The sequence below is a fragment of the Enterococcus sp. GC34 genome (assembly GCF_040886645.1).
Lineage (GTDB): Bacteria > Bacillota > Bacilli > Lactobacillales > Enterococcaceae > Enterococcus > Enterococcus faecalis.
The window spans coordinates 122,861-145,468 of the sequence record NZ_JBFOEF010000005.1; the positions used below are offsets into that span (position 1 = coordinate 122,861).

21 protein-coding genes are annotated in these 22,608 nt (G+C 36.1%); 18 read left to right on the forward strand and 3 right to left on the reverse strand.

Translation table 11 applies throughout. The features are described from left to right. Positions 1–58: 58 nt before the first annotated feature. The 6 genes from AB3I72_RS06530 (at position 59) to AB3I72_RS06555 (ending at position 8,111) form a co-directional block, all read left to right on the forward strand. A complete protein-coding gene (locus AB3I72_RS06530) occupies positions 59–973 on the forward strand; it encodes a diacylglycerol kinase family protein (RefSeq protein ID WP_002407569.1) in 915 nt (304 codons plus the stop codon). 81 nt (positions 974–1,054) lie between these two features. Then, on the forward strand, positions 1,055–2,560 hold the full coding sequence (locus AB3I72_RS06535) for a helix-turn-helix domain-containing protein (protein WP_368023730.1): 1,506 nt from the start codon (positions 1,055–1,057) through the stop codon (positions 2,558–2,560). A gap of 340 nt (positions 2,561–2,900) precedes the next feature. Continuing rightward, positions 2,901–3,140 carry a hypothetical protein gene (locus AB3I72_RS06540; protein ID WP_279259458.1) on the forward strand — a complete coding sequence of 80 codons (240 nt, stop codon included), beginning with the start codon at positions 2,901–2,903 and terminating at the stop codon, positions 3,138–3,140. Continuing rightward, the gene (locus tag AB3I72_RS06545; RefSeq protein WP_368023732.1) at positions 3,137–6,232 is read left to right on the forward strand and encodes a glycosyl hydrolase family 28-related protein; all 3,096 of its coding nucleotides are present in this window, start codon (positions 3,137–3,139) and stop codon (positions 6,230–6,232) included. Before AB3I72_RS06540 ends, AB3I72_RS06545 begins: the two co-directional genes overlap by 4 nt. Positions 6,233–6,408: 176 nt before the next feature. Further along, positions 6,409–7,170: a formate/nitrite transporter family protein gene (locus tag AB3I72_RS06550; RefSeq protein ID WP_010714980.1), complete on the forward strand. Its 762-nt coding sequence runs from the start codon at positions 6,409–6,411 to the stop codon at positions 7,168–7,170. A 155-nt stretch (positions 7,171–7,325) separates the two neighbouring features. Beyond that, complete coding sequence (locus tag AB3I72_RS06555; protein WP_061100606.1) at positions 7,326–8,111, forward strand: hypothetical protein; 786 nt, start codon at positions 7,326–7,328, stop codon at positions 8,109–8,111. Between the two features lie 58 nt (positions 8,112–8,169). Here the strand turns inward: AB3I72_RS06555 and AB3I72_RS06560 are convergent, their stop codons facing one another. Further along, on the reverse strand, positions 8,170–8,790 hold the full coding sequence (locus AB3I72_RS06560; RefSeq protein WP_002383467.1) for a transcriptional regulator: 621 nt from the start codon (positions 8,788–8,790) through the stop codon (positions 8,170–8,172). A gap of 316 nt (positions 8,791–9,106) precedes the next feature. Between AB3I72_RS06560 and AB3I72_RS06565 the strand changes: the two genes are divergently transcribed. The 4 genes from AB3I72_RS06565 to serS are packed head-to-tail and all read left to right on the forward strand — an operon-like array spanning position 9,107 to position 13,101. After that, positions 9,107–10,213 (forward strand): PTS sugar transporter subunit IIC, encoded by a 1,107-nt coding sequence (locus AB3I72_RS06565; protein WP_002383466.1) that lies wholly within the window; start codon positions 9,107–9,109, stop codon positions 10,211–10,213. Beyond that, positions 10,200–10,895, forward strand: a complete 696-nt coding sequence (gene sdaAB, locus AB3I72_RS06570; RefSeq protein WP_368023755.1) for an L-serine ammonia-lyase, iron-sulfur-dependent subunit beta — start codon at positions 10,200–10,202, stop codon at positions 10,893–10,895. The genes AB3I72_RS06565 and sdaAB overlap by 14 nt, the downstream gene beginning before the upstream one ends. A 14-nt stretch (positions 10,896–10,909) precedes the next feature. Continuing rightward, entirely contained in the window at positions 10,910–11,803 is an 894-nt protein-coding gene (gene sdaAA / locus AB3I72_RS06575) for an L-serine ammonia-lyase, iron-sulfur-dependent, subunit alpha (RefSeq protein WP_002356122.1), read from the forward strand. Positions 11,804–11,829: 26 nt separating this feature from the next. Continuing rightward, positions 11,830–13,101: a serine--tRNA ligase gene (serS, locus tag AB3I72_RS06580; protein ID WP_002361511.1), complete on the forward strand. Its 1,272-nt coding sequence runs from the start codon at positions 11,830–11,832 to the stop codon at positions 13,099–13,101. A gap of 176 nt (positions 13,102–13,277) precedes the next feature. Here serS and AB3I72_RS06585 read toward each other — a convergent pair whose 3' ends face one another. Next, complete coding sequence (locus AB3I72_RS06585; protein ID WP_061100610.1) at positions 13,278–14,228, reverse strand: alpha/beta hydrolase; 951 nt, start codon at positions 14,226–14,228, stop codon at positions 13,278–13,280. 212 nt (positions 14,229–14,440) lie between these two features. On the opposite strand from AB3I72_RS06585, the gene AB3I72_RS06590 reads away from it, so the two are divergent. The 5 genes from AB3I72_RS06590 (at position 14,441) to AB3I72_RS06610 (ending at position 18,576) form a co-directional block, all read left to right on the forward strand. After that, on the forward strand, positions 14,441–14,590 hold the full coding sequence (locus AB3I72_RS06590; protein WP_002367605.1) for a hypothetical protein: 150 nt from the start codon (positions 14,441–14,443) through the stop codon (positions 14,588–14,590). Positions 14,591–14,676: 86 nt separating this feature from the next. Then, on the forward strand, positions 14,677–15,138 hold the full coding sequence (locus AB3I72_RS06595; RefSeq protein WP_002383461.1) for a hypothetical protein: 462 nt from the start codon (positions 14,677–14,679) through the stop codon (positions 15,136–15,138). A 15-nt stretch (positions 15,139–15,153) separates the two neighbouring features. Next, positions 15,154–15,831, forward strand: coding sequence for an ABC transporter ATP-binding protein (locus AB3I72_RS06600; RefSeq protein WP_104806420.1), 678 nt, complete (start codon positions 15,154–15,156; stop codon positions 15,829–15,831). Continuing rightward, positions 15,828–16,460 (forward strand): hypothetical protein, encoded by a 633-nt coding sequence (locus tag AB3I72_RS06605; protein ID WP_256926461.1) that lies wholly within the window; start codon positions 15,828–15,830, stop codon positions 16,458–16,460. Before AB3I72_RS06600 ends, AB3I72_RS06605 begins: the two co-directional genes overlap by 4 nt. Next, a complete protein-coding gene (locus AB3I72_RS06610; protein WP_368023733.1) occupies positions 16,453–18,576 on the forward strand; it encodes a peptidase domain-containing ABC transporter in 2,124 nt (707 codons plus the stop codon). The genes AB3I72_RS06605 and AB3I72_RS06610 overlap by 8 nt, the downstream gene beginning before the upstream one ends. A gap of 155 nt (positions 18,577–18,731) precedes the next feature. Here the strand turns inward: AB3I72_RS06610 and AB3I72_RS06615 are convergent, their stop codons facing one another. Continuing rightward, positions 18,732–19,211 (reverse strand): arginine repressor, encoded by a 480-nt coding sequence (locus AB3I72_RS06615; RefSeq protein ID WP_002356125.1) that lies wholly within the window; start codon positions 19,209–19,211, stop codon positions 18,732–18,734. Between the two features lie 218 nt (positions 19,212–19,429). Between AB3I72_RS06615 and AB3I72_RS06620 the strand changes: the two genes are divergently transcribed. From AB3I72_RS06620 to argF, 3 genes are all read left to right on the forward strand, one after another. Then, positions 19,430–19,942: an arginine repressor gene (locus AB3I72_RS06620; RefSeq protein ID WP_002383454.1), complete on the forward strand. Its 513-nt coding sequence runs from the start codon at positions 19,430–19,432 to the stop codon at positions 19,940–19,942. Positions 19,943–20,238: 296 nt separating this feature from the next. Next, positions 20,239–21,465, forward strand: a complete 1,227-nt coding sequence (gene arcA, locus AB3I72_RS06625) for an arginine deiminase (protein ID WP_002356129.1) — start codon at positions 20,239–20,241, stop codon at positions 21,463–21,465. A gap of 25 nt (positions 21,466–21,490) precedes the next feature. After that, the gene (gene argF / locus AB3I72_RS06630) at positions 21,491–22,513 is read left to right on the forward strand and encodes an ornithine carbamoyltransferase (RefSeq protein ID WP_160747730.1); all 1,023 of its coding nucleotides are present in this window, start codon (positions 21,491–21,493) and stop codon (positions 22,511–22,513) included. Positions 22,514–22,608 lie beyond the last annotated feature (95 nt).

Consider the following 22,608-nt stretch of genomic DNA (forward strand, 5'->3'; position numbering starts at 1 on the left):
GCTAAAATATTGTACACTTTACATGTGCAAGAAATTTAGTTAGAGATATGAGGATAGAATGATGAAAAAGATGATGGTTTTATACAACGAAACTTCAGGAAGTAGTGAAAGTAAAGAGATTGCAGAACGCTTTAAAAAAGCTGCAGAAGCGAAAGGGGAAGCGGTTATTTTGCAACCTTCCAATCCAGACATTGATCCTGAAGAAATGCGGAAAAATGCCAAAGAAAATCAAGTGGGTGTCTTGGTCGTCATTGGTGGTGACGGGACCATTCATCATGCCGTTCAAAATTTTAAAGACACCATTCGTGACTATCAAATAGGGATTATTCCAGGTGGAACAGTCAATAATTTTGCACGTGTGTTAAGTATTCCTTTGAAAGAAGAAGACGCCTTTGAGACCATTTTGGCAGGACAGACCACGCCAGTTGACTTTGGGATGGTAAATCAAGATGTGATGATTTCGACCTTAACGATTGGACTATTAGCGGACACAGCAGCAAATGTGACCCAACAGGAGAAACAAAAATATGGTCCTTTAGCCTTTACAAAGCAATTTTTCCGCTTATTAATGAAAAAGAAAAAGTACAAACTAAAAATTGATGGCGATGAAAGACGTTGGCATGGCAAAGCCCAATTATTAACGATGACCATGACGAATTCTGCTGGCGGCTTTACCAATTTCGATGCCAATGCCACGCCAGATGACGGCGAAGTGCACATTATCATTTTGCCTAAGTTAGTTTTTTACAAGTTTGTCTATTATTTACCTAAAATTATCAGAGGACAATTAAATGAAATTCCTGGTGTCGTGTATTTCTCTGGAAGTCAATTTAAAATTAGTGGCGAAAAAGACAAGAAAGTTCAAACACGAACAGATGGCGACCCTACCGATGATTTACCGATTAAAGTAACGGTGGAAGCTGGGGGACTCAACGTGTTTGTTCCTGAAACGTCCACATCTACGAAAGAATAAAAGAAACAACTGTTATTTTTTCGTGGAATAGATTTCTCATTTTGTGTACAATAGAACAGAAGAGAGGCAGTTGAGTGAACAGTGAAATGGGATGAATATGTTGATATATTCGATACAGATGTCGTTTCTAAAATTATTATTTTAAGAAACTTGCCAATTAATGAAGGCTGGATTGACATCAATGAGTTAGCAGAAGAATTACAATTAAACAAAAAATCAGTCAAAAAATACGTAGAGCTTCTAAAAGATGACATTACGTACTATGCCGTAGATAATGATGCTTCTTTGGCTTTTGAAAAAGGGCATGGCTATCGCTTGAACTTGGCGTCCAGCCAAGCTTTCCAGAAACTTTATACAGCAATTTTTCGGGATAGTTTAACTTATCAAGTAATGGAAGATTTATTCTGGGGTCGATTTAATGGGATTGTGCCAGCGACAGCAAAATATCATACCAGTGATGCCACGATTCGGCGCTTACTCAAAGGGTTTACAGAAATTTTAGCGCCATTGGGTTTAGTGATTAATAAAAGCACCTGGAAAATTGAAGGCAATGAAGCGTATTTGCGCCATTTTGCTTACACTATTTTTATGGACTTAATCCGTGATACGTGGCCTTTTGACTATATACAAGAAACGGAAGTCGCACAAACCGTCCAAAAAATGATGGCTTTTTTCAACGTAGAAGTTGCGGAAACGGTGTTACGCCGAGTTAAGTATATGGTCGCTATCTCAAAAGTCCGGAGTGCGCAAGGTGCTGAATACCGACCTTCAGCTGAGCAAGAAACTTATTTAGAAGGAAATAAACATTACCAAGCCTTTATAGAAGAGATGACAGCTACAACCCTTTTCCTTAATAAAAACGATTTAACTTTTGTGTACTTTTTCTTGTTAGCCAATGACCAATTTTATCAAGACGAAGCCACTGCACAAGCTATTTTAGCGCATTTTGATGAGACTGAAGCGCCTGTTTATATGTTGACTCATTTAGTCCAACATTTCTTATTAGAAGAAATACAAATGACGCCGCAATTGGAAAAAATTCGTCCGCAAATTTTTTATTATTTGTTTGCTACACATTTATTTGCCGAACTTTACTATGTCCAAAATGTGAAAATGTATAATGTCTTTTGGAATAAAGTCAAAGAAAAATATCCGGTTCTTTTAGAAGAATTAAGCAAAGGCTTAAATCAACTTTACGAACAAACAGGCAATGAATTATTTACAAATAAAGAATTTTTGGCTTTGCGTTATTCTAGTGTTTTGGCGCTTTCTAATGATTTAATTCATCGCGAACAAAAAATTGTTTTAGGGTTAAAATCAGGCTTGCCAGTACTGGAAGAAGAACGGGTGAAACTTTCGATTGAAAATAATTTTCGTCGGTTTTATGCATTGGAAGTTTTACGATACAGTGAAGCAAGCAAAGAAGACTGGCAAAATATTGATTTACTATTAGTGACTTCTTTGACAGATGTGGAAACGGGGCATCCAGAGATCTTTTTACTTTCAAGTGAGTTAACGTTTGAGCAATATAATCGTTTGAACCAAAAAATAGTAAAAATTAACGAAAAAAGAACTAGGTCACTTTAATAAAAAATCAAAAAAATGGGCTTTTTTGATGCATATGTCCGATAAATTGTAAAAAAATTTTTTTGAAAAGTAAAAAAAGACAAAGAGAAAACGTCAATAGATAGGTGTTAATCACCTATCTATTGACGTTTTCTCGCTATTTTTTAATAAATCCTGCACGGGTTTCTTTGGAAATCATATCGAAAAGGCACTTTTTTTGTTTTTTTTATCGTAAATAGTAGGTTATTAACCCTTGATAGTAAAGGAACTGTTACTTTTTTTAACAGGTGGTTAAAAAATATTGAGGTTTCTCACAAGGATTTTTCTATATAATAGAAGGAGCAAAGAAAGGCGGGATGAGATGAAAAAACGGATGGAACAAATTGAAGAAATTTTAGGTTGTGAAGAAAATAGTGCAGGCGTCCGATTAAAGGAATTGGTTGAAGCTTTAGAATTGGAAGTCACGAATCAAAATTTGTTAAAAGTAACAAGTGTTTTACATATGAATCCAAGATTTAAAAAAATTTATGTATACGAAGACAGTCGTGTCATTACGCTGTATCAACTTTTACAAAATAAGCCGTTGGAAGTAACGGAATGAAAAGAGGGAAACACATGAAGAAAACAATGCTCATTCTTCTATTTGGTTTATTAACAGTGGCTGGTCTACCAATGGTGACCGAAGCGGTTGAGCCAGTTAACGCAACAGATGCAACAATTTTTGGCGCACAAGCGATGGTGCCTAATAGTGCGGAGGATCAAACAGATAAGTTACAGGTATTGCTGAGTCAGACAGCAAAGCAAGGACAGGCATTATTTTTACCACAGGGAAGTTATGCTCTGTCAAAAGATATTGCGATTTCTTCAAATTATCAATTAATTGGCGATACAACAGGAGCCACTATCTTACATAATGCTACAGGTGCCCCGATTCAGCTGACAGATACAACTTATGGAACGAAAACTAATGTACGACTTCAAAATATTGCCTTTGATGGAATTAATGTGACTTTGAAATTAACGAATCAATTAATCCTAGCAAACAATATTTTTTATAATCCATTAAAAGGATTCGTAGTCAATTTAAATGCAGATATTGGCGTTAAAATTTCAGGTAATATTTTTATGCGAGACACAGCACATATGCAGCCAGGAATTGATTTTAACCGAGCGATTTATATTGGTGGCTATTCAACGCCAAGTCGCTTCCAGTATATGTCAGATGTAGACATCGTAGACAATTTATTTGGGTTAAAAGTGACGGAATTAGATGCGATTAAAAGTACCAGTCGTTCAGACTTAGCAGCGACTATTACACGTTTGCAAGCAGCCATTGAAGCAGGTGCTATTTCAGTACCTAATGAACAAAATTATCTATCAACAGGGGTTAATTCTTATAGTATGTTGAAGGATGTAACTGTTCAACATAATTTTTTCTATTCACCCTATGACAACGAAAACTTAAACGGCTTAGGTGGCGATCATGCGATTTATTTCCGTGGTGCCCAAAATATCACGGTGGTGGGGAATCATTTACGTGGGCTACAAAATGGTCCTGCTGGCGGATTTAAGTTTAAATCAGGTCGTAATATTACGATTATGAATAATTATTTGCGAAATACAGGTCTCATTATGTATGGAACACCAGAGATTGGTTTGGCAGAAACGCAAGCAGAGGGAGCTATTTCAGAATTATCCAACTGGTTAGTGGCTAACAACATTTTTGATTGGAAGTATTGGGACAATCAGTATGCAATTGGAATGGAGTACAATCGTCATACGGGAAATAACAATGTGTTCAATGGCGTATTTATCAACAATCAGTTTGTTAACTACCATAATATTCCGCAAAACCGACGTCGGGAATTGTTAATCGCTAGTGGCGGTGGTTTCCGACCAGAAACGAGTTTTGTGAAAGACAATACTCGAGATGATGGCCTTAAAAACGGCCAATTATTAGTAGAAAATTGGACAGAGGCGGACTATCGCTTAATGCCAGCAACATGGGAATCGTTGATTTCACCAACACTTTATGAGCAATATAAAAATACGCCAATTCCGGTTAGAAATACTTTAGCAACTCCTGTGGCCACAACGATTGTGCAAGGACAATCAATCGATCCGCAGCAACTGGTTGCTAATACAAATGATGCGGATGAAGCAGTCCCAACTGCTAAAATCGTCAATCCAGAGGTTTTAAATGAAATCGGCCAACAAAAAGTGACTGTTCAATTAACTTACGAAACAGGTTCATTGGTAACAGTGAACGTACCGGTGACGGTAGAGGCCCCTGTAAAAAAGCTTGATTTGTCCCGACTACAAACCGTTTATGCTTCAATTGGTGAAGCAAACCAATATACGGTTTACTCTTGGCAGTTATTCACTGCCATTGGGCCTAAAACGATTGTTCCTTCCTATTATCAGCAGGCGACACAATTGTTAGCAGAAGGTCAGGTGAGTGGGGACAAAACCCAAGAACAAGTGGATCAGTTAACAAGTAATTTGCAATCTGCAATGAAAGTATTAGTCAAAAAAGCCGATATCACGCTAGAGCGTGCAGAAGCAGAAAAGGAACTTGCGAGCGTTCACAAATTAGACGAATCTGTATATACCACAGATTCTTGGCAAGCCATGCAAGAAGCCTTAATAGATACAACAATTGGGGAAGAAAGTCCTAAACAGTTACAAAAATTGCTTGCTTGGTCAGATGAAGAATTATTGGAGCCAACACTTGGTGGCTTTAAAACGCCCGTAGATGCGCAAAAGCGTATTAATCAATTAACACAAACCATAAAAACGGCGTTACTTCTGTTAGTTGAAAAATCAACAGAAACAACTAGTAACACAAGCGAAAGCAACACTCCAGGCACAACAAGTGAAAGCAGTAGTACAAGCGAAAGTAGTACTCCAGGCACAACAAGTGAGAGCAGTAATACAAGCGAAAGTAGCACTCCAGGCACGACAAGTGAAAGCAGTAGTACAAGCGAAAGTAGTACTCCAGGCACAACAAGTGAAAGCAGTAGTACAAGCGAAAGCAGCACTCCAGGCACGACAAGTGAAAGCAGTAGTACAAGCGAAAGTAGTACTCCAGGCACAACCAGCGAAACCAGTAATACAAGCGAAAGCAGCACGCCAAGCACGTCAAGTGAGAGCGGTAGCACGAGTGAAAGCAGCACGCCAAGCACGTCAAGTGAGAGCGGTAGCACGAGTGAAAGCAGCACGCCAAGCATGTCAAGTGAGAGCGGTAGTATAAGTGAAAGCAGTGCTTCAATTACGCCAAGTGAACCAAGCAATACAAATGAAAGTAACACTTCAAGTACGACCAGCGCAACCAACAGTACAAGTGAGAGTAGCACCCCAAGCACTGTAAACGCAAACAGCCAAAACAAAGGCGAAAACTCTGTCATTTACGCGGAAGAGTCTAATCAAGATCCTAATGCCTCTCAAAGTAATTCAAAGACCTCTGTCAAGGCTAGTCAAACAAAGGAATCCACAGCAGGAAACCAAGCAACTAAACAGATACAAACGAAACAAGATTCGTCAGGAACAGTTAAAAAAGCGGATAATACGACTAAAATTGCCAAGAAAAAATTTCCCAAAACAGGGGAACAATCTTCAGCAGTTGGGGGCTTCCTAGGCCTGAGCTTTTTATCGTTAGCCATAGCAACCTATTGTTTTAAAGTGAAAAGATAACTCTTTAAAAACGGATAAGTAAACATCCTGAAACAAAAAATAGGACTTGTTTCAGGATGTTTTTATATAAAATTAAAAGAACTACAGTTTTTAGTGAAAAAATACACAAAAGTACTTGAATTTCTGTGATATAAGGGTAAAGTAAAGGAGGACAAAAAACAAAGGAAGTGAAATATTTGTATACACCAGATGAAATTTTAAGTATCAGTATTGAAAATGGTCAGAAAAAAATTCAAAAGCCTTTGGTAGCAAAACTCATTTTAGGATTTATCGGCGGTGCCATGATTTCCCTCGGCTATTTGGCTTATGTGCGTGTTTCCGCCTCTATTCCAGCAGATTTAGCCAGTGTTCAAGCTTTAGTGGGAGCTGCGGTTTTCCCAATTGGTCTAATTGTTATTTTAATGGCTGGTGGTGAGTTAATCACAGGAAATATGATGGCGGTGAGTACGGCTTGGTTTGCTAAAAAGGTTTCTTTCAGAGAATTAATCGTGAACTGGGTCACAATCACATTGGCAAATATAGTTGGTGCCCTATTTGTTGCCTATTTTTTTGGCCATTATTTAGGTTTAACCAGTAGCGGCGCCTATTTAAATCAGGTTCTTTCTCTTGCAGAACATAAAGTTGCAGCAACTTGGCTTCAAGCAATTATTTCAGGTATTGGCTGTAACTGGTTCGTAGGGCTGGCCTTATGGCTTTGTTATGGTGCGAAAGATGCAGCGGGGAAACTATTAGGCATCTGGTTTCCAGTAATGATTTTTGTTGCAATTGGCTTTCAGCATAGTGTGGCGAATGCATTCATCATTCCAGCCGCAATTTTTGAAGGCGGCGTTCAGTGGGGGGATTTTTTCCGTAATTTTATTTTTGTTTATTTAGGTAATATCATTGGTGGCGCTATTTTTGTTTCTGGCTTTTACTATTTAAGCTATCGCAAACATTAAATCCATTTAGCAGATAAAAACCTACACAAAGGCTAAATGCCTTTGTGCAGGTTTTTTCTTTTTAAACAAAAAGGAAAACGGTTGAAAAATTATTGCTAGATTTTTAAAACAATGTTACATTAATGTTACAAAAAGATTTCTGGAGGTAACGAAAAATGAAAAAAATTGTTTTGTTCAGTATGTTAACGTTCAGTGTATTGTCTTTAAGTTTAGCAGGATGTGGAAACAAAAAAACAGCAAGCACAAATGATTCTAAGCCAAAGCAAGAAACAAAGAAAGCCACGCAGAAATCATCTAGCCAACAAGAAATGAAAAATAGTCATTCGTCTGTCGCGGGTCAAAATTCTAATGTGACAGGGGAAAATCCGTCAGAAAATGCCGCGCAGCCTTCTGCAGGAACTGATGGAACGAATGAAGTCCCTCAAAACCAAGCACCTGATACAAACATTACAATTACCAATGTTGTTTTCAATCCTGAAAGAAATGAAATTAATGGTACTACATTACCTAATGCAACCATTACAGCAACGGTAGTAGGTGATGCTTCTGCACAAGCAGGTGTTTTTTATGCGGATGCCAATGGCAATTTTACAGTAATTAGTCCCAGAGCGGGAGCGACTACTCAATTAATCGCAACCGTTGATCAACGGAATAGTGCACCTGTCCAAATTGACATTCCAAGTTCAGGACAAGAAGCAGCGCTTTCTTTTAGCAATATTACGATTGATCCGAAACAAGGGACAATTTCTGGTAAAACAGCACCGAATGCAACTATTTTAGTGTCACGTGCAGATGATGCGCGGGTGATTTTAGCAAGTTTTACTGCGGATGCCCAAGGGAATTTCACAGCCAGTAATTTAGTTCCCGGCACAAAAAATCGCTTAGATGTTACGTTAAATGGAGAAATAGGGACACCTTACTTGTTTGATTTACCAAATTAAAATAGAAGAGAAGTGATCAAAGCCACCAACGCTAGTTAGCGTTGGTGGCTTTGATGGTTTAAGCTTCTTCTTTTTTATGATTGCGGATATGTAAATAGATGGTATTTTTTGAAATACCTAATCGATCGGCAATCTTTATGACAGAATCTTTGAGATTGAAAATTCCTTGATCATATAAACGAATAACAATTTCTTTATTTTGATTCAAATGTGATACATTTGGATCGCTTTCTACTGCTTGTTTTACTTTTGTCAGTGAAGTAGTGATTAATTCGTCAATATTGTCAGAAAAATGTTCAGAATTTTTAAGCTCTTGGGACATATCATTTTGTTGTCCTGAAGGTAATAAGTCTTGCAAGTAATCAATTAATGGCATTTCTAAATGCATATTGATACAGATCAATCCAATAATACGATCATTTTCACCGATAACTGGAATGGTGGAAGATTTTAAAATAACCCCTTTTTGATTTTTATTGTAGTAGGGTTTCACAGCGTAATCATGTTCCGACTCTACTTGACTTAACATTTTTAACGCCATATCAGTAATGGGGGCACCTTCCTTGCGGTTACTGAAATGGCCATTGATGACTTTGATAGCTGAACTTTCCAAATTTTCTAAACTATGAAGAATGACTTCATGGGTACTACCAAAGAAGTTCCCTAATCCATCAAGCATTAAGGCATGTGAATGTAAGATTTGTTTATCTACTTCACTTAAACGTAAATATGACTCCAAGTGATATCCTCCCCTACACTGAAATTAATTTTAGTGTAATACTTTTTTAATGGAAAAGCAATAAGATTCTTTACGTTAAAAAAATACATTGACTAAACTTTTGTTTAGTCGTATACTCTGAATGTGGAATGAAATTTTTATCACTCGTTGTACTTTAGTTCATCGGAATGATCGCTCATTCTTTCACTTGTTGAGCAATAAAAATTTTATTCAGGAGTACCATCCGTTATAAAAAAATATAGTTGGAGGCAAAAAAATGAAAACGTTATCAGGAATCTTGATGTTAGTCTTAGTTTTATGTGGCATGTCCCTATTCTCTTTTAAAGCACCGCGAGGGAAAAAATCTTTAAGTGCTTTGTCTGGTGCAGCTTGTGCCACCTTTCTACCAGAGGCGTTTTTGCGGTATGCAGTAGGCGGCGTTTTTCATTTAGATTATGTGTCGCAAATTGGTGAAACTATGGGTAGTCTAGGTGGTTTAGCAGCTGGAGCTCTTGTGCCGCTGGCTTTCGGTATTAGTCCAGTTTTTTCAATTATTTTAGGTCTGTCATTGATTAAAGTCAGCTTGTTACCAGCTTTTATTACCGCGTATCTTTTATCTTTTGTTGTTGAGCAGATGCAAAAACGTATTCCAGAAGGGATTGACTTATTAGTCGTTATTTTAGTCATTCCAGTCGCTGCTTCGTTAGTTGCTGGTTTTATTCAACCCGTTGTATTAGGTGTCCTAGAAGTTATTGGGGGCACGATTTTAAGTGCAGTAGATGGCAATCCATATGTGATGGGCGCAATTTTAGGTGCTATTATCCCGATTGTTGGTATGACACCGTTAAGTTCAATGGTTTTAACTGCCTTGATTGGTTTGACTGGTGTACCAATGGCTGTCGGTGCATTGACTTGTTACGGCAGTTCCATTGTCAATGCGGCGCTATTTAAAAAGTTAAAACTAGGCACAGCTTCAACCCCATTAGCTGTGGCAATTGAGCCATTAACACAAGTCGATATCATCAGTTCAAATCCAATACCTATTTACGCAACGAATTTATTTTCAGGAATGGTTAGTGGTATTGTAGTGACTTTCTTTGGCTTAAAAGTACCTGTGACAGGAATGGCAACGCCGTGGGCTGGTTTACTTGTGACATTAGGTAACAATGCCATTCAAACGACTTTACTAGCAGTAGCGATTATCACAGTGGTCAGTCTGATGTTTGGATTTTTAGGTGCGCTGGTCTTTAAACGTTACAGAATTGAAGCGGTGGATAATACACCAGAATTTGAAGGAACGACGGAAGTAACCAGTGAGAAAGAAAAAGAAGCAGTAAAAACCAAAGGAGGAGTTACGTATGAACACAGCTATGGCCATCAATAAACCTAAAAAAGTGAACAAAGTAATGAACTACAAAAGTTGTTTTGACATTATCGGTCCTATTATGATTGGTCCATCTAGTTCGCATACAGCTGGAGCATTAGCGATTGGCTTAGCGGCAAGAAAGTTATTCGGCGGAACGCCAGAAAAAATTGTGATTAAATACTATGAATCTTTTGCAGACACGCATAAAGGACATGGGACTGATTTTGCAATTATTGGTGGAATTCTTGGACTAACAGCAGATGATGCCAACGTAACACAATCCATTGAACTTGCGGAAGAACAAGGAATCGAGATTCAATTTTTAGAAATGAGTGAAGAAAGTCCAGTGAAGCATGCTAATACAGCATGTGTGACACTCAGTGATGCAACGCACGAAATCCATTTAACAGGAATTTCTGTAGGTGGCGGCACTATCGAGGTGAAATACATTGAATTAGACGGTTTCAATGTCCAACTACATGGTCCTTTACCTATTTTGTTAGTCATTAATCAAGACGAGCAGGCGATACAAGCTTTTAAAGATACGTTACAAAAAAATAATATTCAAGTGAATGCTGTGTCTCGTTATGTGGAAGGGGATCAAATTTTATTCATCTTTGACTTAGATTCGGCACCAATTTCCTCGGTGAAAGAACAACTGTTTTCACTAGATGACACATCGAAAATAATCTTATTATGATAGGAGTTTGACATATGTACCTTTCGATTGAAGAATTTATCGATAAAGCTGAAAAAACAGGGAAAAAAATCTCTGATTTGATGATTGAGCAAGAAATGGAGCGTAGCCAAAAAAGCTATGAAGAAATTTGGACACAGATGGGTCAAAATTTGGATGTCATGGATGCTGCTGTCAAACGCTCACAAGAAGGAGCAGGCGTTTTTTCTCCTACTGGGTTAACGGGCGGTGATGCGGCGCGTTTAAAAAAATACCGCGCAGCTGGCAAAACGTTATCAGGTGATTTAATGATGTCTGCAGTTCAAGCCGCACTAGGTACTAATGAAGTCAATGCAGCAATGGGCGTTGTTTGCGCAACGCCAACTGCTGGTGCAAGTGGCACCTTACCAGGGGTTTTAACAGCGATTAAAAATACCTTGAATTTAACGCGTGATCAACAAATTCGTTTCTTGTTTACCAGTTCTTTATTTGGGATGGTCACAGCCAACAATGCGATGATTGCTGGTGCAGTTGGTGGATGTCAAGCCGAAGTAGGCAGTGCTTCAGCGATGGCCGCCGCCGCAGCTGTTGAAGCGGCTGGCGGAACACCACGCCAATCTTCTGAAGCTTTTGCTATGGCTTTAGGGAATCTATTAGGTTTAGTTTGTGACCCAGTGGCTGGGTTAGTCGAAATTCCTTGTGTCAAACGAAATACAGTAGGTGCAGGCAATGCGTTAATCGCTGCAGATATGGCTTTAGCTGGAATTGTAAATAAAATACCAGCAGATGAAGTGGTGGAAGCCATGAATAAAGTCGGCCGTCAATTACCACGAGAATTGAGAGAAACGGGGTTAGGTGGCTTAGCTGGCACAGCGACTGGCCAACGAATGAAGAATGAAATTTTTGAAAAAGTAAAATTCACCATTGTTTAAAATTTAATCATGAAGAGGGAAATAAGATGCTGGATATGAAAAAAATTCGTCAAAATGTAGAAGTGGTACAGAAAAAGTTAAAAACACGTGGTGTGGACGAGGAAGTTTTATTACGCTTTTTGGCTTTAGATGAAGAACGGAGAGCGTTACTTGTTAAAGTTGAAGAATTGAAAAAACACCGTAATCAGGTATCAGGAGAAATTGCACAATTAAAGCGTGCACAAAAAGATGCTTCACAACAATTGCTAAATATGCAAGAAGTTAGCGAGCAAATTAAAGTTTTAGACCAAGAAGTTGTTCATTTGCAAGAACAATGCACAGCCATTGCAGAACGTCTGCCTAACTTACCTCATGAGAGCGTGCCTGTTGGCGCAGACGAAGCCGCCAACGTAGAAGTTCGGCGGTGGAGTACGCCGAAAACTTTTTCATTTGAACCGAAACCACATTGGGAAATCGGTGAAGCCTTAGGAATTTTAGATTTTGAAAGAGGCGCGAAAGTATCTGGTAGTCGTTTTCTTTATTACAAAGGCTTAGGGGCTCGTTTAGAACGAGCGGTCTATAATTTTATGTTAGATCAACATGTTAATGAACATGGTTATACCGAAGTGATTCCTCCTTATTTGGTCAATAGCAAAGCAATGTTTGGCACCGGTCAGTTTCCTAAGTTCAAAGAAGATGTTTTCCAAGTTGCAGAAAGTGATTTGACGCTGATCCCCACAGCGGAAGTCCCGTTAACTAACTACTATAATAATGAAATTTTAGAGGCGCAAGAGTTACCGATTTATTTTACTGCTTTAAGTCCTTCTTTTCGCTCGGAAGCGGGTAGCGCAGGCCGTGATACCCGAGGATTAATTCGTTTACACCAGTTCCATAAAGTAGAAATGGTTAAATTTAGTGATGCAGAACACTCCTATGAAGAATTAGAAAAAATGACCAATAATGCTGGAGACATTTTAGAAAAATTGGGTCTCCCTTATCGAGTGATTACTCTTTCGACAGGTGATATGGGCTTCTCGGCAGCGAAAACCTATGATTTAGAAGTTTGGATTCCGGCACAGAAAACGTATCGAGAAATTAGTTCTTGTTCAAACTGTGAAGACTTCCAAGCACGTCGGGCGTTGATTCGTTATCGTGATAAAACAGGTCATGTTCAATATGCCCATACTCTTAATGGGTCAGGACTTGCTGTTGGTCGAACAGTGGCGGCCATTTTGGAAAATTATCAAAATGAAGATGGCACCGTAACGATTCCAGAAGTTCTACGTCCTTATATGGGTGGTTTAACGAAAATAGATTAAAAAGAGCGTGGGACAAAAATCACTTTGGATTTTTGCTCCACGCTCAAAAACTGATAAACGGCGGGAACAGAAGCAACTCCTTCGGAAATAAGCCGGAATTCTCCAAAAATTAAAGAACAATTTTCGGAAATTCCTTCTTATTTCTCGGAGTTAAACGCTTCTGTCCCGACCTCTTTTTAATTCGTTAAATCCGTTAACCAATGCCCAATTTCTTGAAAAACTGTTGCTTTTTCCGTTTCTAATAAAATTTCATGACGCAATGTGGGAAATAGTCGTAACGTCACGTGCTGAAAACCTGCATGCTTTAATTGCTTTTGAATTTTCGCTGGCCCCTTGCTGAAATCACCAACTGGGTCTTCAGCGCCACTAATGATTAAAATAGGCAATTCTTTTGGGATCGCTTGGTACCAATTCCTTTGATTGGCTCGTTTAACAAGTGAAAAAAGGGTAGCAAAGCCATTGTTGGTAAATACGAAGCCCATTAATGGGTCATTTTCATAGTCAGCCACATTGGCTTGATTTTTAGAAAGCCAATTAAAGGAACTTGCTTCAGGAAATTTTTTGCTAAAAGAACCAAATGCCAGCTTATCAATGAACGGAGCTGTTTTTTTCGGCTGTTTCTCGGCCATTTTTTTAATAAAAGGCAATGCTGCGGTTAAAGGTAACGGACTTGTTCCAGTGCCCATGAAAATGACTCCTTGCATAGTCACAGGATAGTCTTGCAGATAGTTGCGCAAGGCGAAAGACCCCATGCTGTGACCCATCATAAAATAGGGCAATTGTGGATAGCGATTCACAGCCCATTGTTTCACTTGATGAATATCTGTAACGACATTTTCAGGCCCTTGTTCTCCAAAAAAACCATAGATCGGTGCGCTTGGTTGTACAGATTCGCCATGACCTAGATGATCATGACCAATTACGGCAAACCCTAATTGATTTAAAAAACGAGCAAATTCATCATAACGTTGGATATGCTCTGCCATGCCGTGAATCAATTGAACTACGGCTTTGGGTGAAGGACAGGGCCAATGACGTACATTGAGCTGAGTTTGTTGATCGTTTGAAGTGAGTATGAATTGTTCAGTCATAAGAAACCCTTTCTTTGCTTTTTGATTATTATACAAAAAAAAGACGGTGTTCAAAAGAAAAACTCATTATTTTATTAGAATAAAATTACATTACAGCTTTTATTCTTTAATAACTAAATGCAAAGGTTGACCAAAAAATAACTTTATATACAAGCTTTTGGACAAGCAATGTTTTTTAATATTAAAACAATTGACATTGTTTTCTAATTATAATATATTTGTTTTATAATTTAGAAAGGAGTGATAAAATGAAAAAGATTAACGAAACGGTTGCAAGAGAAGTTAAAGCTGGTTTTCATTGGCATTGTTGGTTGTGTAATGCAGGTGGTGGAAGTAAAGCAGGTTACTTAAGACATGTGCAAGTATATAACCATATTTTTGTTTCATATTGGAGATAAAATGTTGTCTTTTCAAAAGAATACAGTTTTAGTCAACAAAAATTGTATTCTTTTGAAGTTGCACAGATAATATGAGGATTGTACGAATGAAAAATATGAAGGTATTATACAATATCTTAGCTTTGTTAGTTATTACAGGATGTGCTACACCTGAGTCTCTAGTGCATAAGCAAGATGATGACTCGGCTATCGATGTGGTTGAAACGTATTCAGAAGCAGAACAAATAGCCTTTCCCTATTATTATGTTCAGTTAGTTGAAGTGAGTAGATTAAAAAAGGAAGCTAACAATAGTATAAAATTAACACTTAATTTATTGAATGATGGAGTTCCTCAGAATACACAGATAAAAGATATATTTTCAGTTAAGGCTTTACAAGGTGAAGTTAATTTGAAAAATTTATCCACTAAAATTGAGGGAGATAAATTTTTAAAAACGAGCACAGTAGTTGTTGAATTTCTGTTAGTATCTGATGAAGAAGTAATATTTGAATTTACTTCCACATACAAAGAACAAATAAAAAAACATTATAGCGTATTTTTAGAATGAATTGCAGGTTAGATAATGAATATTAAGTTGATAGATGTAAAAGTACTGACTCAAAAAAATTTTTTTCTTTATCAAATTGATTTTGTTGAATTCTCTAGCAAAGAAGTCTCTTTTATTATAGGAAAAAGCGGCGTAGGTAAATCAACGCTTTTAAACATACTCGCAGGTGAACATCCGTATTTTACGGGAGAATTTGTTCTAGATGAAAAAAAAGTCTGTTTAGATACGAGGAAAAAATTGATATCGTATAGGCGGAGCATAGGTTATGTTCACCAAAATTTTCAACTAATTGAATGGTTAAGTGCGTATGAAAATATTGCTTATCCCTTAAAAATCAAAAAAATTCCTAGTCAGATTATCAAAAAACAGGTCGAGAAACTAGCTGTGGAGTTAAAAATTACAGAGTTACTACACACGAGAATCTCTCTTCTTTCAGGAGGAGAGAAACAACGGGTTGCTATTGCTAGGGCAATTATAAAAAATCCTGAACTTATTTTGGCAGATGAACCTACAGGAAATTTAGATCCAGATACATCAAAAAAAATAATGAATATTTTATACCGTGTAAGTAATAAGTATAATATCCCTCTAATCGTGGTTACACATGACTATGATCAGATTCCATCAATAAAGAAGAAGATTTACGAAATAACAGAAAAAAAATTGAATGAAGTTATAGAGGTGGAGAATTGACTATAAATAGGTCTAATTACTTATTAAAAATAAAATCAATCAGTAAATATTTCTATTTTTCAATGTTTATTAACTTATGGATTACTGTGTTTGCCCGATTATATTTTTATGTCTATTTATTTAAAAAGAGCCAAGAAAAGGATGCTCAAAACATCTCTCCAATTTTCCATTTGTTTAATAATGATACTTCAGAAGAATTAATTTTCTTGTTAGCAATGCTGGAAGTGAGTTTGTTAGTATTAATAATTGCATTATTTTTATTTTTTATTTTTTACATTGTTATGCAATTAAAGAGACGATTCTTGTTGTCACAACAAGAACTACAGATAAAAACATCCCTTGGATGTAGTCCGCTACAATTGACTAAAGAGTTTTGTTTAAAATTATTAACAGGTACATGGATAGGAAGTGGTATAGGGATATCTATAACAAGTATTTCATATTTCTATCTGTATGACTTTTTAATCGATACTCGTGCTCAAGTTTTTTTAATTACTCCTTTCAATTTTTTCTTATTTTATGATTTGAAACTATTTTTAGGGGTACTTATTTTTTGTGGAATTCAATTTATTTTTGTATATCAAAAAGTAATATCTAAATATTTCAAAATAGGGGGAAGATATGTTTAAAAGGATAAGACAAACAGAAATAAAGGATTGTGGACCAGCTTGTTTAGCAACCATCGTAAACCTTTCTGGTGGGAAGCTATCTCTGGTGACAGCTAAAGAATTAACAAAAACAAGTGAATCTGGGACTACGATTCAAGGAATACTGGATGGATCAAGGAAATTAAACTTAAATCCTGAAGGGCTTGAAGGTAATTGGGCTGAATTAATTGAAGGTATACAAAATAATGAAATACATCTGCCTTTTATAGCACATATCATTACAAAATCAGGTTTAGCTCATTTTGTAGTAGTGGAAGCTATAAATAAAAAGCATATCAAAATCTTTGACCCAGCTCTGGGGATTTTAAAACAAGAATTAAAAGATTTTCAATCTACTTGGACAGGAAGAATAGTGAACTTTGATATAGATAAAATAAAAAATTCTGTTCCTAAGATGAAAAATCATAATTTTTATTATGAGAGCTTAAAGCAAGAAAAAGGAACCTTGAGCATTGTTTTATTTTTTTCAATCATAATGGCATTAATTTCTTTTATAGGAAGCTTCTCTTACCAAAAATTTATAGATACTTTTATATTACAGACAGAAAAAAGCGTGCAGAAAATACATACATATAACTTTTTTGAAAAAATCTATCTAAATATACTTGATAATTTTAATTATTTATTTATGGCTATCATTTTGTTATATCTATTTCAATGGATTTTAGGAATAGTACGTACGTTGTTTATAGCTAAAATGTCAAAGCGTATGAATGATAGCTTGTTCTCAGTTTTTTTGAATAAGCTTATAAATATGGAGATAGTTAACTTAAAAAGTAAAAACAGTGGAGAAGTGCTGACAAGATATAATATAGCTACACAAGTACAATCAATATTGACTAGACTAGTACTATCGCTGTTTTTGGAATTTTTTATAGCATTAGCAGGTGGAGCTATCTTATTTGTTATAAGTAAGGAACTTTTTAGTATTACCTTAGGAATATTTTTTAGTTATTTATTAATTACTATATTGTTTATTAAGCCTTTAAATAAAGTTAATACTAAAATTATAGACATAAATTCAAGAACAATTACTTCATTAAATGAGATTTTAAATGGATATGAGACAGTTAAAGTTTTTCAATTAGAAAATTTTTTTACTAGAAAATTTTTAAAAAATGCAAAAAAACTGACTTATCAAGAAAAAATTAGTGTAATTTATCAGAACGTACAATCTAGTATCATTATTTTGATCGAATCAGTAGGCACACTTTGTGTATTATGGCAAGGGGGGATATTAGTAATTAATGGAGGTATAAGTATTGGGCTACTAATAGCCTATATATCACTGATAACTTATTTTACTTCACCAGTAAAAAACATCATTGAATATCAAAAAGAGATACAAAACGTAGTTGTTATGGTTAGAAAGTTAAATGATATCATTCATGTGACAAAAGAAGAAACTGAATCTATCGCAAAACAAATAGACTTCAATAATTCAAAAAAATTATCTGTAAAGAAACTTCGATTTTCATACGGAGCCACTTCTTATGTTTTGAAAGATTTTTCAGAAGAATTTTATTTTGGAAAAACATATGGTATCTACGGTAAAAATGGCAGTGGCAAAAGCACTTTAAGTAATATCTTAGCATCACTTTATAAACCAGACCAAGGACATATATACCTTGGTAACAACGATATTTTCAATAATATAAGTTCCTATAGAAAAGACGTTATCCAGATAACGAGCAGACCGTTTATAATGGCTGGAACAGTAAAAGAAAATCTGTTCTTAGAAGCTGATTCATTTGATGATGAATATATTTATGATATTTTAAAAAATATAGGATTGGAAGAAGTAATAAATTCCTTTCCTTTAGGATTAGATACAGTAATAGCAGAGGGTGGAATTAATTTATCAAGTGGACAAAAACAAAAAATAAATTTGGCTAGAGCATTGTTAAGGAAGCCAAAAATACTTATTTTAGATGAGGCCATGAGTAATTTGGATCAGAGCAGTAAAAGGAAAATATTAGAATATATCAGAGATACATTACCAAAGAGTTTAAGGATATATATAGCTCATGACGAAAAATCTTTAGATTTTGTGGATGAGAAAATTATATTGAATTGAACTGTTTAATTTTATGTAAATAGTTATCTGATAATTAGTAGTAAGAGATTCAATGAAATAATTGTATCTCCAGAGGAAAGTATCCTCTGGAGATTTTTATCTTTAATAAAAATAGCAATGATGTCAAAAAATAGTCGATTTTACTAAGTGATGAATTATGGGTGGTACAAATACTGCTGGAAATAGTTGTTAACTTCAAGGGCATCTTCTTTATTTTTTGAAAGAATTAAGATAGTATCATCCCCAGCGATGCAGCCCAAGATATGAGGGTTGTGGATACGTATGCGATCAATTAAAACCCCGATGGCTTGCCCGTTGCCAGGTAAGACGGTTAAAAGATTTGTGAACTCTATTTGTGTTAAAGAAACACCAGTTTCAATAATAATGTCAACAAGACGTTCTTCATCTGTTTTATATTTTGGACGAAGGGCGGAATTATTCAAGATACGATAATAGGCTTCTCCTTGACCATTGTCTACTTTGTTTAAATTCAGCTCACGAATGTCACGAGAAATAGTTGCTTGTGTGGTGTGAATATTTTCTTTTTCCAATAATGCTAGTAATTCACTTTGTGTATGGATTTCATTTTCTGTGACCAATCGCTTAATCATCGTTTGGCGTTTTAATCGGTTCATTACTTTCCTCCAGTTCAGTTAATCATGCAAAAAAACATCATTGCTGTTATTTAAAACGGTGCCAGTAATTCCCTAAAATCACTGTACAACGTTTTACTAAATTGTGCAAGTCTCACTTTTTTAAATGAGAAATATCCGACAAAATCAATGAGAACCTTTTAGCTAAACGACCCTTTTTATATTCTAATTAGAGAGATTCTGCTAGTATTGCTTTGTAAATGTCTGGAGGAAGGGTGTTATTTGTGAATAAGCAAACACGCCAAAGTTTGATTAAAAAAATCATTCAAACAACTGTAATTCATAGTCAAAATGAGTTGTTAAGAGAATTAAAAAAGCGCGAGATAAATGTCGCACAAGCAACGATTTCACGGGATTTATGGGAATTAAAAGTCGTCAAAGCATTAGATGAGTCTGGCGAGATGCGGTTAACGATTTTTGAACAATTCACTTCTTTAGAAGAACGAAAAAAAGAACAGTTGATACAAGCAATTCGTGAGGTAGTGACCAAAGTTGAACGTGTCGCCTTTTTACTAGTGGTTCATACATTACCAGACAACGCAACATTGTTTTCAGCTGTACTTGATGAAGTGTCTTTGTGTGAAAAGAAATGTTCTGTCGCTGGCTTCGACACTGTTATTATTGTTTCATCATCCGAGGAAAAAGCACAAGAACTAGAGCAGTATTTTCAACAATTTATTCAGCCAACACCTTTGTCAAAAAGTAACGCATAAAAGGAAGGGAGCCAGAAGTCGTTTTGACTTCTGGCTCCCTTCCTTTTGCCTCTATAAGATTATAACTTTATGAAGTGTGTGGAGAAATAATTTTTTTTGAATAAATGCATTTTTTTTTATTTAATTATGCATTATTTTTTTAGAATATCTATGAAAGCGCATTCTTTTAGGCTGGAAATATGCATAAGAAAGAATACCGTTGTATATTTGGTATTTTGTTTGGCAAATGGCTCACGTCCTAGGTTAATCAGGTCTGTTATTCTGTGTTTGTAATTAAGTTGAGGAGGTTATTTCACATGAGTCATCCAATTAATGTATTTTCTGAAATCGGGAAATTGAAAACAGTGATGTTACATCGTCCAGGTAAGGAATTAGAAAATTTAATGCCAGATTATCTGGAGAGATTGTTGTTTGATGATATTCCGTTTTTAGAAAAAGCACAAGCAGAACATGATGCATTTGCAGAGTTGTTACGATCAAAAGATATCGAAGTGGTCTATTTAGAGGACTTAGCTGCTGAAGCGTTGATTAATGAAGAGGTCCGCCGACAATTTATTGACCAATTCTTAGAAGAAGCCAATATTCGCAGCGAATCAGCAAAAGAAAAAGTTAGAGAGTTAATGTTAGAAATTGACGACAACGAAGAACTTATTCAAAAAGCGATTGCAGGCATTCAAAAACAAGAATTACCTAAATATGAGCAAGAATTTTTAACAGATATGGTTGAAGCGGATTATCCATTCATTATTGATCCAATGCCTAACTTATACTTCACACGTGATAACTTTGCGACAATGGGGCACGGGATTTCTTTAAATCATATGTATTCAGTAACTCGACAACGGGAAACCATTTTTGGGCAATACATTTTTGATTATCATCCTCGTTTTGCTGGAAAAGAGGTTCCTAGAGTCTATGATCGTTCAGAATCAACCAGAATTGAAGGTGGCGATGAATTAATTCTTTCAAAAGAAGTGGTGGCCATTGGGATTTCTCAAAGAACGGATGCCGCGTCAATTGAAAAAATTGCGAGAAATATTTTTGAACAAAAATTAGGGTTCAAAAATATCTTGGCTTTTGATATCGGTGAACATCGTAAATTCATGCATTTAGATACCGTTTTTACCATGATTGACTATGATAAATTTACGATTCATCCAGAAATCGAAGGCGGCTTGGTTGTTTACTCGATCACTGAAAAAGCAGATGGAGACATCCAAATTACAAAAGAAAAAGATACATTAGATAACATTTTATGCAAATACTTGCATTTAGACAATGTTCAATTAATCCGTTGCGGCGCTGGGAATTTAACCGCAGCAGCCCGTGAACAATGGAACGACGGTTCAAATACATTAGCAATTGCCCCTGGGGAAGTTGTTGTTTACGATCGGAATACGATTACGAATAAAGCGCTAGAAGAAGCAGGCGTGAAATTGAATTACATTCCAGGAAGTGAACTAGTACGTGGCCGTGGTGGCCCTCGTTGTATGAGTATGCCACTTTACCGTGAAGATCTTTAAAAAACACCCAAAAATAGGAGGAATCATCATGAATTCAGTATTTCAAGGACGTAGTTTATTAGCAGAAAAAGATTTTACAAGAGCAGAATTAGAGTATTTGGTAGACTTCAGTATTCACTTAAAAGAATTGAAGAAAAAAGGGATTCCACATCACTATTTAGAAGGAAAAAATATCGCTCTTTTATTTGAAAAAACTTCGACACGGACACGCTCTGCATTTACTACAGCAGCGATTGATTTAGGGGCACATCCTGAGTATTTAGGCGCCAACGATATTCAATTAGGTAAAAAAGAATCTGTTGAAGATACAGCGATTGTTTTAGGTAGTATGTTTGACGGGATTGAGTTCCGTGGGTTTAGTCAAGAAGTAGTGGAAGATTTAGCGAAATATTCTGGTGTTCCTGTTTGGAATGGTTTAACGGATCAATGGCATCCAACACAAATGATTGCGGACTTTATGACAGTGAAAGAAAACTTTGGTCGTTTAGAAGGAATCACTTTAGTATATGTCGGCGATGGCCGTAACAACATGGCAAACAGCTTGTTAGTGACAGGTGCTATTTTAGGCGTAAATGTTCGCATTTGTGCACCAAAAGAATTGTTCCCTTCTGATGAAGTCGTTAATTATGCAAAAGAATTTGCGAAAGAATCTGGTGCAGAATTAATGATTACAGACGACGTTGCTAAAGGTGTTAAAGGAGCCAACGTGTTATATACAGACGTTTGGGTGTCTATGGGTGAAGAAGATAAATTTGAAGAACGTGTCAATCTGTTGAAACCTTATCAAATTAATATGGCTATGTTAGAAAAAACCGAAAACATGGATGGCGATTTAATCGTATTACACTGTTTGCCAGCCTTTCATGATACGAAAACACAATACGGTGAAATGGTTGCTGAAAAATTTGGCATTACTGAAATGGAAATTACGGATGAAGTCTTCCGCAGTAAATATGGTCGTCAATTTGAAGAAGCAGAAAACAGAATGCATTCCATTAAAGCAATCATGGCAGCTACTTTAGGCAACTTATTCATTCCTCGTGTGTAGGAAGCAACTGAAAAAACATTGAAAAAAGAATAGTCGTTTCGCCCTTTAAGAGTTTCTTTTGAAGGGCGGCCTATTCTTTATTATGATAGGAAAGA